At 51.2% G+C, this 14890-nt stretch carries 13 protein-coding genes; 7 read left to right on the top strand and 6 right to left on the bottom strand.

Annotated features, from left to right (window positions below):
• Window positions 1-122 precede the first annotated feature (122 nt).
• Complete coding sequence (locus tag JIG40_RS04690) at window positions 123-704, bottom strand: outer membrane beta-barrel protein (RefSeq protein WP_024374738.1); 582 nt, start codon at window positions 702-704, stop codon at window positions 123-125.
• 134 nt (window positions 705-838) lie between these two features.
• Here JIG40_RS04690 and JIG40_RS04685 point away from each other — a divergent pair, with 134 nt between their 5' ends.
• Together JIG40_RS04685 and JIG40_RS04680 are read left to right on the top strand one after the other, a co-directional pair.
• Window positions 839-928 (top strand): YnhF family membrane protein, encoded by a 90-nt coding sequence (locus JIG40_RS04685; RefSeq protein WP_032081448.1) that lies wholly within the window; start codon window positions 839-841, stop codon window positions 926-928.
• An 18-nt stretch (window positions 929-946) separates the two neighbouring features.
• Window positions 947-2134, top strand: coding sequence for a DUF6363 domain-containing protein (locus JIG40_RS04680; RefSeq protein ID WP_020329888.1), 1188 nt, complete (start codon window positions 947-949; stop codon window positions 2132-2134).
• A 56-nt stretch (window positions 2135-2190) separates the two neighbouring features.
• Here the strand turns inward: JIG40_RS04680 and pyk are convergent, their stop codons facing one another.
• Window positions 2191-3636, bottom strand: coding sequence for a pyruvate kinase (gene pyk / locus JIG40_RS04675; RefSeq protein ID WP_199464865.1), 1446 nt, complete (start codon window positions 3634-3636; stop codon window positions 2191-2193).
• A 291-nt stretch (window positions 3637-3927) separates the two neighbouring features.
• On the opposite strand from pyk, the gene JIG40_RS04670 reads away from it, so the two are divergent.
• Entirely contained in the window at window positions 3928-5151 is a 1224-nt protein-coding gene (locus JIG40_RS04670) for an ROK family protein (protein WP_020329890.1), read from the top strand.
• A 117-nt stretch (window positions 5152-5268) separates the two neighbouring features.
• The gene (locus tag JIG40_RS04665) at window positions 5269-6210 is read left to right on the top strand and encodes a chemotaxis protein CheV (RefSeq protein WP_024374820.1); all 942 of its coding nucleotides are present in this window, start codon (window positions 5269-5271) and stop codon (window positions 6208-6210) included.
• A gap of 81 nt (window positions 6211-6291) precedes the next feature.
• Here the strand turns inward: JIG40_RS04665 and JIG40_RS04660 are convergent, their stop codons facing one another.
• The 4 genes from JIG40_RS04660 to JIG40_RS04645 form a co-directional block, all read right to left on the bottom strand.
• Entirely contained in the window at window positions 6292-9363 is a 3072-nt protein-coding gene (locus tag JIG40_RS04660) for an error-prone DNA polymerase (RefSeq protein WP_199464864.1), read from the bottom strand.
• Between the two features lie 7 nt (window positions 9364-9370).
• Window positions 9371-10795, bottom strand: coding sequence for a DNA polymerase Y family protein (locus tag JIG40_RS04655; RefSeq protein WP_199464965.1), 1425 nt, complete (start codon window positions 10793-10795; stop codon window positions 9371-9373).
• A gap of 2 nt (window positions 10796-10797) precedes the next feature.
• Window positions 10798-11472 carry a translesion DNA synthesis-associated protein ImuA gene (gene imuA, locus JIG40_RS04650; protein WP_024374713.1) on the bottom strand — a complete coding sequence of 225 codons (675 nt, stop codon included), beginning with the start codon at window positions 11470-11472 and terminating at the stop codon, window positions 10798-10800.
• Between the two features lie 127 nt (window positions 11473-11599).
• Window positions 11600-12343, bottom strand: coding sequence for a YciK family oxidoreductase (locus JIG40_RS04645; protein WP_020329895.1), 744 nt, complete (start codon window positions 12341-12343; stop codon window positions 11600-11602).
• An 89-nt stretch (window positions 12344-12432) separates the two neighbouring features.
• Here JIG40_RS04645 and sohB point away from each other — a divergent pair, with 89 nt between their 5' ends.
• From sohB to JIG40_RS04630, 3 genes are all read left to right on the top strand, one after another.
• Window positions 12433-13494: a protease SohB gene (sohB, locus tag JIG40_RS04640; RefSeq protein WP_199464863.1), complete on the top strand. Its 1062-nt coding sequence runs from the start codon at window positions 12433-12435 to the stop codon at window positions 13492-13494.
• A gap of 89 nt (window positions 13495-13583) precedes the next feature.
• On the top strand, window positions 13584-13835 hold the full coding sequence (locus JIG40_RS04635) for a DUF2999 family protein (RefSeq protein ID WP_020329897.1): 252 nt from the start codon (window positions 13584-13586) through the stop codon (window positions 13833-13835).
• Between the two features lie 474 nt (window positions 13836-14309).
• On the top strand, window positions 14310-14543 hold the full coding sequence (locus tag JIG40_RS04630) for a hypothetical protein (RefSeq protein ID WP_231118042.1): 234 nt from the start codon (window positions 14310-14312) through the stop codon (window positions 14541-14543).
• Window positions 14544-14890: the final 347 nt, after the last annotated feature.

Here is a 14890-nt window from a genome sequence, read left to right as displayed (position 1 = left end):
ATCGACTGGTCAGAACTCTTAATGCAATTGATATAACTGTATTTAATGAAAGTGCGTATGACTGAAAAATATACACTCCTCAGTGAATCTCTCCAATTTTTGACCTTCCTCGCGCAATGTCATCAGAAGTGAATCGTCATCCCAAGATTGGCAGAAAACTGATTCATCCAGTCAGATTTAAAGTGAATTAGACATTTGCTGGTGGAGTCTCCCGAGGTGCAGACAGCACTCGTATCGTTGTCGACAACCGTCCCCAACCAGCGCAGTTGAGTGTTGAGAGCAATGTTGGAGGTGAAGCGATATTCCAGTCCGGTAAAAATGCTGGCTGAAAATCCGTATTTATTCTCTGCCCAGTCGACATCGGCATACGATGCGCCAACCCCTAAGCCCAGATAGCTCGAGAATGCCTCGTCGATCGGGTAGTACAAACTGCTTTGAAATTGCAGGTAGTGCATCGCAGCGCTGTGGTTGATGTTGTCAATGTCGGTCTGCTGCGTGGCATAAAGCAGGCCGAAACGACCCGTTTGATAGGGGATCTCAGCTGCCAGCGCGAAGCTTGCCGAAGGTTTAACGTCATAGGCATTGCCCTGGCTGTCTTCCACTTCGCCGCCGACGGTATAACCAACAAACGGTGTAAGGTAGACGGCGGCTTTCACTGGAGCAACGAGCGACAGAGCAACAAGCACAAAATAGCGATTACGCATGACAAACCTCGAAATTTTTCTGGGCTAGTTGAGTAATTGTGATAGTAACTTCATAATCGTGCACGAAAAACCAGCAATTCTTGAACATGGGTCGCACCACTGTTATTACTTCGATATCACGAAGGAGGTGGTGTATGGAACGCGATTTCAAATTTGCACTTTGCGTCGTTGTGACCGTGTTTGCAGTATTGATTGGCTTTGGACTCATCGCCATTACAAGTTAAGCAATAAGGGTTCTGCTTATGATTAATAGTGGAACTGTTTCTGAATTGGACTCTCGGGTCGATTTAACTCGGCTCTCCAAATTTATCGGCGGAAAAAACGCGTTGGTCGCTCAAGGTGGCGGGCAGCGAGGGATTTTTACCGCCGGTGTGTTTGATGCCTTTATGATGTCCAATTTCGATCCATTCGAAGAATTCTTTGGCACGTCAGCGGGCGCGCTGAACATCAGCTCGTTTTTGTGTCGTCAACCTGAGTTGGGTAAGTCTTTTATTGTCGACTTAACCACTGACCCGCAGTTTTTCCACCTGTTTAGTTACATTCGGCGTAAGCAGTATTTAAATCTCGACTGGGCACTGGATAAGATTTGTGATTATCCGTATCGATTGGATTTGGACATGGGCCGTCAGGTGCTTGGTCAGCGAAAAGCGTTTGCAGCGGTGACCTCGACCCGAACATTGAGCGATTTCTATTTTCCGATTCTTGGCCCGGACTGGCGCAACGTGCTGATTGCGACTTGTGCAATCCCACGTTTGTATCCTCATGAAGTGGAACTGGCTCATCAACATTATATTGATGGTGGCGTGTCGGCTTCGATTCCGGTTCAGGAGGCCTGGCGCCGCGAAGCACGCTTCATTGCCGTGATTCGTACTGAGAATCTGGAAGATGAATCGGAATTGCCAATTCGTATAGAACCCCAACATGAGCCCGTGAAGTGGTTTCGGGATTCGTTTAATACCATTCAGAATCAGTGGCAAAACAAACTCGTCCAATGGAAAGATGACTGGAACAGCTTCTTCTATCAGCAGATCGAGAAATCTAAGCTGGCGAAGATGGAGCACAAACATCTTGGTACTTTAAACGGTGGTCGTTGGCTGTTTGGCGCTGATGATATCTACCGTTTAAGCCACCTGATTGGCGATAAGTTTGATTCCGGTCTGGCAGACATGCTGATGGTGCACTACCAGACGTATTCGTTGACGTGTGATTTTCTGCGCACGCCACCGGATGATACGTTTATTGTGCAGATAGCACCCAGTGAACCGCTCAAATCCAGTTCGTTGTTGAGCAGCACAGACGACCTGATGCACGATTATGAACTTGGGCGGGAAGCCGGTTTTCGTTTTGTTAAAACCTATCTTGATGCCAGCGAGCTCAAGTCGGAACGGTTGAAACAACATGCGCTTTCGATGCCGGATCATGGTGAATAAGCGACAACAGCGATAAATAGAAAGGCCCGGTTTACGGGCCTTTTACGGTTTCGCAATCAGAGGACAGGTAAGATACGCATACAGTTCGTGGAACCTTCCACCTCCATAATGTCACCTTGGGTGATGATCACCAGATCGCCAAAGGCGAGGAGTTTCTTCTCTTTCAGCGCTTCCAGCGCCGCTTGTGCGACTTCAAAGCCAGTGCCATTTTTGCTGTCAAAATAGAACGGCATGACCCCGCGATAGAGTGCACAGCGGTTAAGGGTACTTTCATTCCGCGACATCGCGAAAATCGGCAGCACCGAGTTGAGACGTGAAGTCATCAGTGAGGTGCGCCCGGATTCGGTCAGGGTCACCATCGCTTTAACACCTTCCAGATGGTTGGCTGCGTAGATGGTTGACATGGCTACGGTCTCTTCAGCGGTGGTAAAGGAGCGATCAATGCGATAGTTTTGTTGGTTGGATTCAATCATCTTTTCTGCGCCGATGCACACTTCTGCCATTGCTTTGACGGTTTCAACCGGGTATTTACCCGCCGCAGTTTCACCGGACAGCATGACGGCATCGGTGCCATCCAATACTGCGTTGGCAACGTCCATCACTTCGGCTCGCGTCGGCATCGGGTTTGCGATCATTGATTCCATCATCTGTGTTGCGGTAATTACAATGCGGTTCAGCGCTTTGGCGCGGTGAATCAGTTTCTTCTGCACGGCGATCAGTTCCGGGTCACCGATTTCAACCCCCAAATCACCACGAGCAACCATGATTACGTCGGATGCTCGCACGATATCATCGATGTTTTCGTCACAGGAGACCGTTTCCGCACGCTCGACTTTGGCAACCAGTCGGGCTTCGAGGCCGGCATCGCGGGCCAGGCGGCGAGCATAATCCATATCCGCACCGTTGCGCGGGAACGATACGGCGAGATAATCCACTTTGATTTCAGCGGCGAGCTGAATATCACGTTTGTCTTTTTCTGTCAGCGCATCGGCAGACAGGCCGCCGCCTTTTTTGTTGATGCCTTTGTTATTTGATAACGGACCACCAACCAGTACGGTGGTGTGTACTTTACTGCCGTCGACTGCAACCACCAGTAGTTGTACGCGGCCGTCGTCCAGCAGCAGAATGTCTTCACGTTGCACATCTTTTGGCAGATTTTTGTAATCAATACCGACAGCATCCTGATCCCCTTCGCCTGGTGCCAGATCGGCATCCAGTACAAATCGTTCACCTTCGATAAGTTCAATTTTGCCCTCTTTAAAGGTCGAGACACGAATTTTCGGCCCTTGCAGGTCGCCCAGAATCGCGACGTGTTTTCCCAACTTGGCGGCAATCTCGCGCACTTTCTGCGCTCTGGCTTTGTGATCTTCGGCTGAGCCGTGCGAGAAGTTCATACGTACTACGTTGGCTCCCGCGCGGATGATCGCTTCCAGAGTTTCTCCTTTGTCTGTTGAAGGCCCTAAAGTCGTGACAATTTTTGTTCTTCTTAATGCTGAGGTCATTCTGATCTCCTGAAATGATCGGACAGAGGAATTGAGACTCCTTAAGTATATGCAAGATATTTGAAGAGTTTGGGAGCCCTGAAGGATATTTACGCTTTGCAACAAGATAATTAATGCCGAAAAATAACTGACCAGCTGGTATTGAATCCGGGAATAGATGGATCACTATTTGACTGAAAACACAAAGTTCCACGTATATGCGTGATGCCTGTCACGGCTATTCACCAAATTGCTTCACAATTACTTCGCAAAGTAAAAAAATTGGCAGGTTATTGAATTCTGGAGCGCCCCATGTACATGGCTCAACCAGGCCATATTGATCACATCAAACAGGTCAATGCTGGCCGTGTATATAAACTCATAGACCAAAAAGGTCCCATATCCCGCATCGATCTGTCGAAAGAAAGTGAACTTGCGCCAGCAAGTATTACCAAAATCACCCGCGAATTGATTGAAGCTCACCTGATACACGAAACCACCGTCCAAGAAGCCATCAGCCGAGGCCGTCCTGCGGTGGGGCTACAAACTAACAATGAAGGCTGGCAATTTCTCTCCATGCGTCTCGGACGTGGCTACCTGACCATAGCGCTCCATGAGTTAGGTGGCGATGTACTGATTGATACCAAAATCGATATACACGAAATCGATCAGGATGATGTATTAGAGCGACTGCTGTTTGAAATTGACGAATTTTTCCAGACTTACGCTGCACAGCTTGATCGCGTCACCAGCATTGCCATTACGCTCCCTGGCTTGGTGAATTCCGATCAGGGCATTGTGCTGCAAATGCCACACTACAATGTGGCAAACTTGGCTTTAGGGCCGGAGATTTATAAGGCGACCGGCCTACCGGTCTTTGTGGCCAACGACACTCGTGCCTGGGCACTGGCGGAAAAACTGTTTGGTCATTCGCAAGACGTCGACAACTCGGTACTGATCTCAATTCACCACGGTTTGGGGGCGGGGATTATTCTTGATGGTCGCGTGCTACAAGGTCGTCACGGTAATATCGGGGAGCTGGGCCACATTCAGATTGATCCGAATGGCAAACGCTGCCATTGCGGTAATATTGGCTGTTTGGAAACGGTTGCCAGTTCGCAGGCCATTCGTGAACAAGTGGCAGAACGCCTTGCTGCCGGTGAAGCCTCGTCGCTGAGCGAAAAAGCGCACGAAGACATTACGATCGAAGACATTTGTGCCGCGGCCGCGGAAGGCGATCCGCTTGCGGTCGACGTGGTAGAAACACTGGGCCGTTATCTCGGCTCGGCGATAGCGATTGTGATTAACCTGTTCAACCCGGAAAAAGTGCTGATTGGTGGCGTCATCAATCAGGCGAAAAATGTACTCTATCCTGCGATTCAGCGTTGCATCGAAGAGCAGAGCCTGCCGGTTTACCATCAGGATTTACAACTGGTGGAATCACGTTTTTATAAGCAAGCGACCATGCCCGGTGCCGCACTGATCAAACAGGCTCTGTACGATGGTTTGTTGCTGATGAAAGTGGTTGAAGGGTAAGTTTTTCTTCGTTTTTTTCTCTCTCCGGTTTACATTTGCCGTTCAGGTTACATTTACCATTCGCGAAGATAGCTATACTGTTTAGCTATAGAGCGTTATTCACTTTTGGGATTTTGTATGTCGGGTATTTTAAATACGGTCGATCAGCGTACCAATCTGGTGGGGGAAAACCGCCTCGAATTGTTGCTATTTAGCTTAAATAGTCGCCAAATTTTTGCTATCAACGTATTTAAGGTTCGGGAAGTCATTAAGATGCCGAAAACCACCAAAATGCCGGGTTCGCACCCGAACATTACTGGTGTGGCGTCGTTACGTGGTGATCCGGTGCCGATTATCGATTTGCGCCGCGCGATTGGTTTTCCGCCTTCGCGTTTAGAAAACCCCGAGCAAAATCTGATCATCACCGAATATAACCGTACAGTGCAGGGCTTTCTGGTCGGGCAGGTGCGTAATATCGTCAATACCGCTTGGACCGAGATTCAGCCGCCACCAAAATCGGCCGGACGTTCAAACTATCTGACGGCGATTACTCAAATCAAAGAGCAGGACCAAACTAAAATCGTTGAAATCATCGACGTTGAAAAAGTGCTGGCAGAGATCATCGATTACGATGTGTCGATCTCACAAGAGGTGCTGGATCCTGCGCTGGTGGATGAAATGGTCGGACGTAATATTCTGATCGTGGATGACTCATCAACCGCACGTAACCAGGTGAAAGGCACGCTGTCACAGCTTGGTCTGAATATCATCGAATGTCGCGATGGCTTGGAAGCGCTGAAGCTACTAAAAAGCTGGTGTGATAAAGGCAAAGACATCAACAAAGAGCTGCTGATGATGATCACCGATGCTGAAATGCCGGAAATGGATGGCTATAAACTGACGCATGAAGTGCGCAACGACCCGCGCATGGCGGACTTGTTTATTACCCTCAATACTTCTCTGAGTGGCAGCTTTAACGAAGCCATGGTTCAGAAAGTCGGTTGTAACCGTTTTATTTCCAAGTTCCAGCCGGACCGATTGGTGGAAGCGGTGCAAGATCGCATGCGTGAAATTCTCTAATCGCAGCCAAGTACACTTGCATTCAAAAGCGCTGAATTGTCAGCGCTTTTTTTGTCGGTGAAGCTAACGCACCGCGCAACGTTAATGAAAATCCCGCGACTGAGTTTGTAACTGGTGGAGTTTGGGCGTCAGGTCGATAAGTCGGCCGGCGATGACGTGAATTACGTTGCCTTCGCGTTCCAAAATTCCTTTCACCATCAGCATCTTGGCGCTGATATAGGCGCTTTTTTGCGCCCGCGCAGTGGCTTGCCATACCACCACATTGATGTTGCCGGTATCATCTTCCAGAGTAAAAAAGGTCACGCCCGCCGCCGTGCCAGGGGACTGGCGTCCGGTGACGATTCCTGCCACGGTGACCAGCGACTTGTGCGGTAACTGAATCAAATCTCGCATGCGGGTAAAACGCCCCAGTTCGCCTGCGGTATCGAGCAAGGTCACCGGGTGCTGGGTGAGAGACAAACCGAGCGAGGCGTAGTCTTCGACCAAGGTATCCATGTCACTGGGCTGTTGATAAAGCGCAGGCGCAGCTTCTTCTAGTTGCTCAAACAGAGGCAAATCGGAGAGCGAATCCATCATTGTCCAGCGGGTCGAATAGCGATTATGCGCAAAGCTGTGCAGCGCGTTGGCTGACGCGAGCGACTCCATGTCCTTTTGGGTGAGCCCGCAACGTTTCAACTGCGCCGGGTGCTGAAATCCTTGCGCCGGACGAGCGCTCAGCAGCAATTGCGCACCTTGTTCGCTGAAGCCTTTTACCTGTCGCAGGCCAAGGCGCATTGCCCATTGCTGATCATGCTCGACCACTTGATGATCCCACTGCGAGGCGTTCACGCACACCGGTAGCACCGCGATGCCGTGACGCTGAGCATCCTGAACCAGTTGCGAGGCGCTGTAAAAGCCCATCGGCAAGCTGTTCAGCAGCGCGGTATAAAACGCTTCCGGATAGTAGTATTTCAGCCATGCAGAGCAGTACGCCAGTACCGCAAACGAGGCCGAATGACTTTCCGGAAAACCGTATTCGCCAAAACCGCAGATTTGATCGTAAATCCGCTCGGCAAACGCCAGTTCATAGCCCCGCGCCAGCATGCCGTTAATCAGCTTGGTGCGAAATTTCGCCAGTTCACCAGTTTTTTTCCATGACGCCATAGCGCGGCGTAATTGATCGGCTTCCCCGCCCGAAAATCCGGCGGCGACCATGGCTATTTTGATCACCTGTTCCTGGAAAATCGGCACGCCCATGGTGCGTTGGAGTACGGCTTCCACTTCTTTAGACGGGTAGGTGACGTCTTCAATCCTATCGCGCCGCTTGAGAAACGGGTGCACCATGTCGCCCTGAATCGGACCGGGACGCACAATCGCAATCTGAATCACCAAGTCGTAGTAGCTGCGCGGTTTCAGGCGCGGCAGCATGCTCATCTGGGCGCGCGATTCAATCTGAAACACGCCAATGGTGTCGGCGCGCTGAATCATGCCATACACGTTGGCATCATCCTGCAGGCGGGTGATATCGGCAATGCTGAGTTTGCGCTGATGGCGCTGCTCAATGCAGGTAAAGCACTTACGAATGGCGGTTAACATGCCAAGCGCCAACACATCGACTTTAAACAGCCCGAGACTCTCCAAATCGTCCTTATCCCACTGAATAATGGTGCGTTCCGGCATGGCGGCATTTTCAACCGGCACCAGTTCGTACAGCGGGCCGGAGGAAATCACGAAACCGCCGACGTGCTGCGATAAATGACGTGGAAAGCCGATCAGTTCGTTGACCAGCTCAATAAACTGCTGTCCTTTGAGCGACTGCGGTTCCAAGCCCAGTTCAGTGAGCTGCGCTTGCCAGCCCAAACCGCGATCGCGGCGGTTAACGTTCTTGATGAAAAAATCGAGTTGCGCTTCATGGATGCCGAGCGCCTTACCCACATCGCGCACGGCGCTTTTAAAGCGATAGCTGATCACCGTCGCCGCCAAGGCTGCTCGCTCACGGCCATACTTGCGATACAGATACTGAATCACCTCTTCGCGCCGTTCGTGTTCAAAATCGACATCAATATCCGGCGGCTCTTGGCGCTCTTTACTGATGAAGCGCTCAAACAGCACGCTGATCTGGCGTGGGTCCACCGAAGTGATTTCCAGGCAGTAACACACCACGGAATTGGCCGCCGAACCGCGCCCCTGATAAAGAATGCCGCTGCGTTTGGCGAACATCACAATGTCGTGAATGGTGAGAAAATAGTAGGGTAGATCGAGCTCTTCAATCAGCGTCAGCTCTTTTTCAATTGTGGCGTTGATGTCGGCGGGCACGCCGTGCGGAAAGCGCAGCGCTTTGCCTTGCTCGACGAGCTGGCGCAGATAGGCCATCGGCGTGTGACCATCGGGCACCAACTCACTGGGGTAGCGGTAGTGAAGCGAGCCCAACTGGAATTCACAGCGCTCAGCAATGCGCACACTTTCTTGCAGCCATTCGGGCGGAAACAGTTTACTCAGCTTGGCCTGGCTGCGCAGCGCACGCTCGGTATTGCTCACCAAATGGGCCTGAATGTGTTCTACCGGTTGGCCGCGTTGAATAGCGGTCAGAATGTGTTGCAGGGGCAGGCGGGTTGCGTTGTGCATCAACACGCCGCCGCAGGCGGTAATTGGCATCTCTAATTCTCGTGCCAGCGTGCGGCAGTGGCTGAGGTAAGCGTTGTCTTGCGGCCCGAGGTGGCGTTGCACGCCCAGCCATAATCGATGGGGGTGATGCTGACGCAGCCATTGCCCCCAGTGCCTGTCGCGCTCGGTGTGGCTCGGCAGCCAAATCACCAGGCAGTGGCGCGCCGACATCACATCCCATTCCGACAGTTTGTATTGGCCTTTCTCACTGCGCCGCCGAGCATTGGTGATGATGCGGCACAGTTCAGCATACGCGTCCTGATTCGGGCACAGCAACACAAAGCGGCACTCGTCATTAAGCTGAAACAGGCTGCCGACAATCTGCTTGATGCCCAGTTGTTGCTGCTTTATGGCAGTGTGGGCGCGGACCACGCCAGCCAGCGAGCACTCATCGGTAATCGCGATGGCGTGATAGCGCAGAAAGTCAGCCTGAATGACCAATTCTTCGGGGTGGGATGCGCCGGTCAGAAACGAGAAATTACTCTGACAGAACAGTTCTGCATAAACCATGATTGCCTCAGCTGAATTGGCCGTGAATAAACCATTGCTGCTCGGGAGTGCGAAACACCCACAGCCAGCGCCCTTGCTCGGTGCGAGCGATAAAATAATCACGAATCATGTTGTGGCCGTCCCACCAACCGGTCGCGATGCGTTCCGGGCCATGAATCAACGAGACCGCTTCGCACAGCGGCTGCGGCTGTGGTAACAGCAGGCTGGGACGCAATTCGGCGCGGCGCAGTGGCTCGGTTGTTGTCGTGGCTGGATGTACATTTGGATGGACATAGCGACTGCGCTTTTCCGGCCTTGGGTCATCACCCAGTTGCAGCTTGTGCACATGCGATGGGCCGAGTTTGGCTTGTAGAAGCGTGATCAGTTCCAACGCGCTTTGTTGGCCTTTGATGCCCGAGAAAAAATCTTCGGCAGTCTGCTCGGCAAGCCCCGCCCGCACCACGCTTAGCGTCAGGCTGACGACTGGATGTTCCAGCAGCAGCGATTCCATGCTCAAGCGGCACAACTGCGCCCATTTTTCCGCCTGATAATCGCCGCGTGCGGAGGTGAATGTCACACTGTGTTGAATTTTGTCACGCTGCGTCAGCGTGAGTTTCAGATCGAACGCAACCTGATTGCGCAGTGTCAGAAACAGCTCCAACCGCGTGAGCAGGCGGCGCAGCGGTTTTTCCAACCACTGCACGTTGTCGATTTCATACAGCAGTTCTAGATGGCTGTGAAACGCTTCCGGTGGATGATAAAAACTGACCGGATGTTTGAATTGTCCCAGCAGTCGGCCAACATAGTTGACCAAATCGATGTCAAAGCGGCGCGCGATCTCCTGCATGGGTAGCGCGAGCAGGCTATCGATGTCTCGAATGCCGACGCGCGCCAGTTTATCGGTGTGTTTACCTTCCAGTTCGGTGGCAGTCAGCGGAAAGCGACCGACCTTTTGGCGCAAGATGGCCGTATCCGCTTCAATCAGGTTGGCACCGCTTTTGGCGAGCAACATGGCGCTCAACGGTGAAAAACCACACCCGTAGTGGTAACGCACGCCGCGTTGATCCAGATGATGGCTGAGCGTGCGCCAATAAGCGGTTAGGCCACCATAGAGCGATAGCATATTGGTTGCGCGTAGCAAAAGCCCTTGCGGCGGATACAGGGCAATGTCGGAGGTGACCAAATAGAGCCACTGCGCAATTTCTTCCACCGCTCGTTGCTCAATCTCGGCATCGTAAGGGTGTACTTGCAGCTCCGCGCACAACGCGGCCGCGCTGCCAAGCCCCATGTCCAGTGTGATGCCTTGGTTGAAAGCCAGTTCGTTGGCTTGCACCACTTGATGCACGCGCCCATCGACAATCACCACCGGAACTGCAGGCTCCGTTTCTGCCGCCGGCGCAAACACGGTATCGAGTTGCAGCGCAGGAAAATGCAGGTAGATCCACAGCGTCATCATCAGCCTTGCTTGCGCAGCGGAAACGGCACCACCACCGACGCGGGTCGGGGCAATGTGAGCGCTTGCCAGCGCTCTGCCATCGAGACAGAAAAAGCGCCCAATGGCCAGCCGCCACGACGTTTGGGAACACTCACTTCCACGCCTTGAGGATGGGCGCTCAGGACGAGTGTCATGGTCACGGGCAAAGAAAACAGGCTGTCTTGGCGCGAGCGGAACAGGAACTGCAAACAGTCACCGGTTTCACACGCCACTTGCAGACGGCGCGCGTGATGCACTTCCAGTTTTTCCTGCCACAACAGCACTTGGCTGCAAGCGCCGCTGCGAGCACATTGCTCGGCTGACCACAACGCTTCCTTGGCGGTTGGCGGGGTGAGAATCAACACGTTATCGAGATGGATTCCAGCGTGTTGCAGGCTTTCGGCGTGCACTTGTCCCGGCGGGTTGATCAGTACGGTCAGGCGTTCATGATGTTGCTGCAGATAAGGAAACAACAGACGCAGTTCACCGATGCCGCATGCCGACTGAATATCAATCACGCCGTGTGCCGGAAAGCCGCCAGCCAGCTGGCTGTCGAGTTCGGCAAAGCCTGTAGCATGAGAGGGTGGCTCGCACGGCGTATCGGAGCCTTGCCATAACCAGTGTTTATTTTTGAGGTGTTCGATCAGTTCATACATAACAATTTACCTGTATATTTGTACAGTATATTTCGTTATGTTGAACATTCAAGAGAAAAGTCGCGGGGCAGAAAGTACAAAGCCCTGCTGATTGAGCAAGGCTTTGAATTCAGAACGAGTCTTTCGTTTATTTTTTGGGTTGTGCGTCGATGCACTGACCGTTGACCGCTTTCCCTTCCGGCGCCATCAGATAGACGTAGAGTGGCATGATATCCAGCGGCGTTTTCAGCAATTCAGCATCTTCTGCCGGGAACGCTTTGGCGCGCATGCCCGTGCGGGTGCCGCCAGGATTAATGGCGTTGACGCGAATGGTGCTGTCGCTCAGCTCGTCTGCCAGCACTTGCATCATGCCTTCGGTAGCAAACTTTGAGATCGAGTAAGTACCCCAGAACGCGCGACCGACGTGACCCACCGTTGAACTGGTGAACACAATGCGCGCATCGTCAGATTTGTGCAGTAGTGGCAGCAGTGCTTGTGTCATCAAGAACTGAGATTTCACATTGACCTGCATCACATCATCAAACGTATCTTCGCCGATTTGATCGAATGGGCTTAATACACCCAGAATCCCTGCGTTGTGTAACACACCATCCAGACGACCAAACTGGCCCTCAATAGTATCAACCATATCAACGTAGTTCTGTTTGGTGGCGCCTTTCATGTCCAGCGGAACGATTGCCGGCTGCGGGTAACCCGCGGCTTCGATTTCGTCGTAGGTCTGCTCCAGTTTTTTCACTGTGCGGCCAAGCAGAATCACGGTAGCACCGTGCGCGGCGTAAGAGATGGCTGCCTGTTTACCAATGCCATCACCAGCACCGGTCACCAGAATAACTTTATCTTTCAGGGCATCTTTAGAAACTGAATAATCCACGTTACGTTTCCTTATTCTTATGATTTGCTTTAAGTCTTCGTGACAAGGTGGTTACAATACACCAATTCGCATTGAAGAGGATGAACACATTGGAATTTTTGTTGGACTATGGCCTGTTTTTGGCCAAGATTGCGACTGTCGTCGTCGCTCTCGTGGTGTTATTAGTCATTGTGAAGTCCGTGGGCGGAAGACACAGCGCTGCCAAAGGCGAGCTGGAAGTCACCAACCTGACTGAGCAACACAAGCAGACAGTGGAACAGCTTGAATCTCATCTCCATGATGACGCTTTTCTGAAAGCCCGCGACAAAGCGGAGAAGAAAAGCGAAAAGGAAAAGAACAAATCTCGCGAAAAAGAAGTCAAAAAAGCAGCGAAAAGCGGCGAACTAGATACGAAGCGCGATCCGCATCTGTTCGTGCTGGATTTCCACGGCAGCATCGATGCCAAAGAAGTCACCTCGCTGCGTGAAGAAGTCACGGCCATTTTGGCGGTTGCACAACAGGGCGATGAAGTGCTGCTGCGCCTGGAAACGGGCGGCGGCATGGTGCACGGCTATGGCCTGGCATCTTCTCAGTTGGATCGCCTGAAAGCAGCTGGTCTGCCGCTGACGATTGCGGTCGACAAAGTGGCGGCCAGTGGTGGTTACATGATGGCATGTATCGCCGATAAAATCGTGTCGGCGCCGTTTGCGATTGTCGGTTCGATTGGTGTGGTCGCGCAACTGCCTAACTTCAACAAATTGCTGAAGAAACACGACATTGAATTTGAACAGCTGACCGCGGGTGAATACAAACGCACGCTCACGATGTTCGGTGAAAATACCGATAAAGCACGCGAAAAGTTCAAAGAAGAGCTGGAAGAAACGCACGTACTATTCAAAGACTTTATTCGTGAACACCGTCCGGATCTGGATTTGGAAAAAGTGGCGACTGGCGAGCACTGGTTCGGTACCCAAGCCAAAGCACTGGGGCTGGTGGATGAGATCAAAACCTCAGACGACCTGATTGTCGACGCGTGTAAGAACAAAACTGTACTGGCGCTCCATTACGTGCAGAAGAAAAAACTGACCGCCAAGCTGGCGGGTGTGGCCAGTGAAGCCGCCGACAGCGTGTTGCTGAAGCTTATCAGCCGCGGCCAGCGTCCGATTGTATAATCCATATTGAACCACCCAAGCGCCCCAATATGGGCGCTTTCGTTTGATGACCTCGTTCATTTGATGACATAGTTAAAAAAGGTACTGTGATGAACCCGATTCTCGCACTGTTGAAAGAGAACAATATTAGTGACCAACAAATTGGTGAGCTGTTTCAGGCGCTGACGCAAAACCCGCTGGCGGCGATGATGACCATCAGCCAACTGGGTTTGCCGCAGGAAAAACTGCAACTACTGATGGGCCAAGTGATGCAAAATCCGGCGCTGATTAAAGAAGCCGTGGAAGAGCTGGGCTTGGATTTCTCGAAAGTTGAAGAAGCGAAGGCGAAGTTGCAGCAGTAAGTTTATTGCTGGTTCGTAAGCAATGGAAAGGGTCGCCGGTGTCATGCTGACGGCCCTTTTTGTTTTTCGTTGGCGCAGGCCGGAACGGCTTTAGTTATTCCAGGTACCGTAAATATTTATCCACGAATTTCTCACTAAATGAGGAATAAATGGAGCGCTGTGTTCCATTTGGTTTTAGGAGCTGGAGGAGTTTGAAAATGTTTAATGGGTCATAGCTATGTAATCATTTAAGCATAGCAAGCCAATAAGCCTCTCTCTGTTCGTTGCCCTGAAGATATCCAGATGCCTTAGCTCTGCCTAATTAAATTTAATAATTGGGAACTCAGTTCATGTGGTCAGATAATCAGCTTGTCAACGACGTTCTGTGATGAAAACGAATTGAACGAATGACCTTACGACTGACCGTGGGTTTGAGTACATACTCCGGTTACATCTTTTCCCAATCAAACAACTTTACAATAGAGAGTGGTACGAATGTTAAGTACAGCTAAAATGAACAAGAACCTGTTTACCCTTACGTTATCCATCCTAGTTCTTAGTATGACTGGATGTTCAGCCTTAAAAGAAAAAGCCGCTAACGCGAGCCAAGAGCGTGCTGCGAAGTTCTCGGATGAGGAGCTATGTAAAAACTACAAGGAAGACACCAATATTTACTACGTTGAAGCGAACAAAACAGAAGTGCAGAAACGAGGCCTGAGCTGCAATTAAACACAGAACTGTTGATGTGTGATATAGCAATGTCGATCACATTCATCATAATCCACCTGTAGGGAGTATATAGGCAGAGCTCACAACTCCCTCCGGGCCTAACGACAAAATAATACAGTCTAATCAAGCATCCTAAGATGCGTTGATCCCGATTAGATCTGACTCATCTATTTAAAAAGAAAAGAGTGGTTTACTCGGATTAAAGATTATTCATCCTTAATCAACGAGATTAATAGGCAATTCACTTTCTTCATCTCAGCAATCCAACCATCACACGGAGCAAGCACGCAGCATTCAGCCGTGGACTCTTGACTTGAAAACTTTGTTGATAGCAACAGGAAAATCGC

The sequence above is a fragment of the Vibrio sp. bablab_jr001 genome, from assembly GCF_016464285.1.
In the GTDB taxonomy this organism is placed as follows: domain Bacteria; phylum Pseudomonadota; class Gammaproteobacteria; order Enterobacterales; family Vibrionaceae; genus Vibrio; species Vibrio fluvialis.
The sequence above is the reverse complement of the archived record's forward strand: the minus strand, read 5'-3'. Positions and strand labels throughout refer to the sequence as shown.

Bases quoted from the DNA above. Each gene is read 5' to 3' on its own strand.
- JIG40_RS04690 (WP_024374738.1), bottom strand. From the start codon at position 704: ATGCGTAATCGCTATTTTGTGCTTGTTGCTCTGTCGCTCGTTGCTCCA.
- JIG40_RS04685 (WP_032081448.1), top strand. From the start codon at position 839: ATGGAACGCGATTTCAAATTTGCACTTTGCGTCGTTGTGACCGTGTTT.
- JIG40_RS04680 (WP_020329888.1), top strand. From the start codon at position 947: ATGATTAATAGTGGAACTGTTTCTGAATTGGACTCTCGGGTCGATTTA.
- pyk (WP_199464865.1), bottom strand. From the start codon at position 3,636: ATGACCTCAGCATTAAGAAGAACAAAAATTGTCACGACTTTAGGGCCT.
- JIG40_RS04670 (WP_020329890.1), top strand. From the start codon at position 3,928: ATGTACATGGCTCAACCAGGCCATATTGATCACATCAAACAGGTCAAT.
- JIG40_RS04665 (WP_024374820.1), top strand. From the start codon at position 5,269: ATGTCGGGTATTTTAAATACGGTCGATCAGCGTACCAATCTGGTGGGG.
- JIG40_RS04660 (WP_199464864.1), bottom strand. From the start codon at position 9,363: ATGGTTTATGCAGAACTGTTCTGTCAGAGTAATTTCTCGTTTCTGACC.
- JIG40_RS04655 (WP_199464965.1), bottom strand. From the start codon at position 10,795: ATGACGCTGTGGATCTACCTGCATTTTCCTGCGCTGCAACTCGATACC.
- imuA (WP_024374713.1), bottom strand. From the start codon at position 11,472: ATGTATGAACTGATCGAACACCTCAAAAATAAACACTGGTTATGGCAA.
- JIG40_RS04635 (WP_020329897.1), top strand. From the start codon at position 13,584: ATGAACCCGATTCTCGCACTGTTGAAAGAGAACAATATTAGTGACCAA.
- JIG40_RS04630 (WP_231118042.1), top strand. From the start codon at position 14,310: ATGTTAAGTACAGCTAAAATGAACAAGAACCTGTTTACCCTTACGTTA.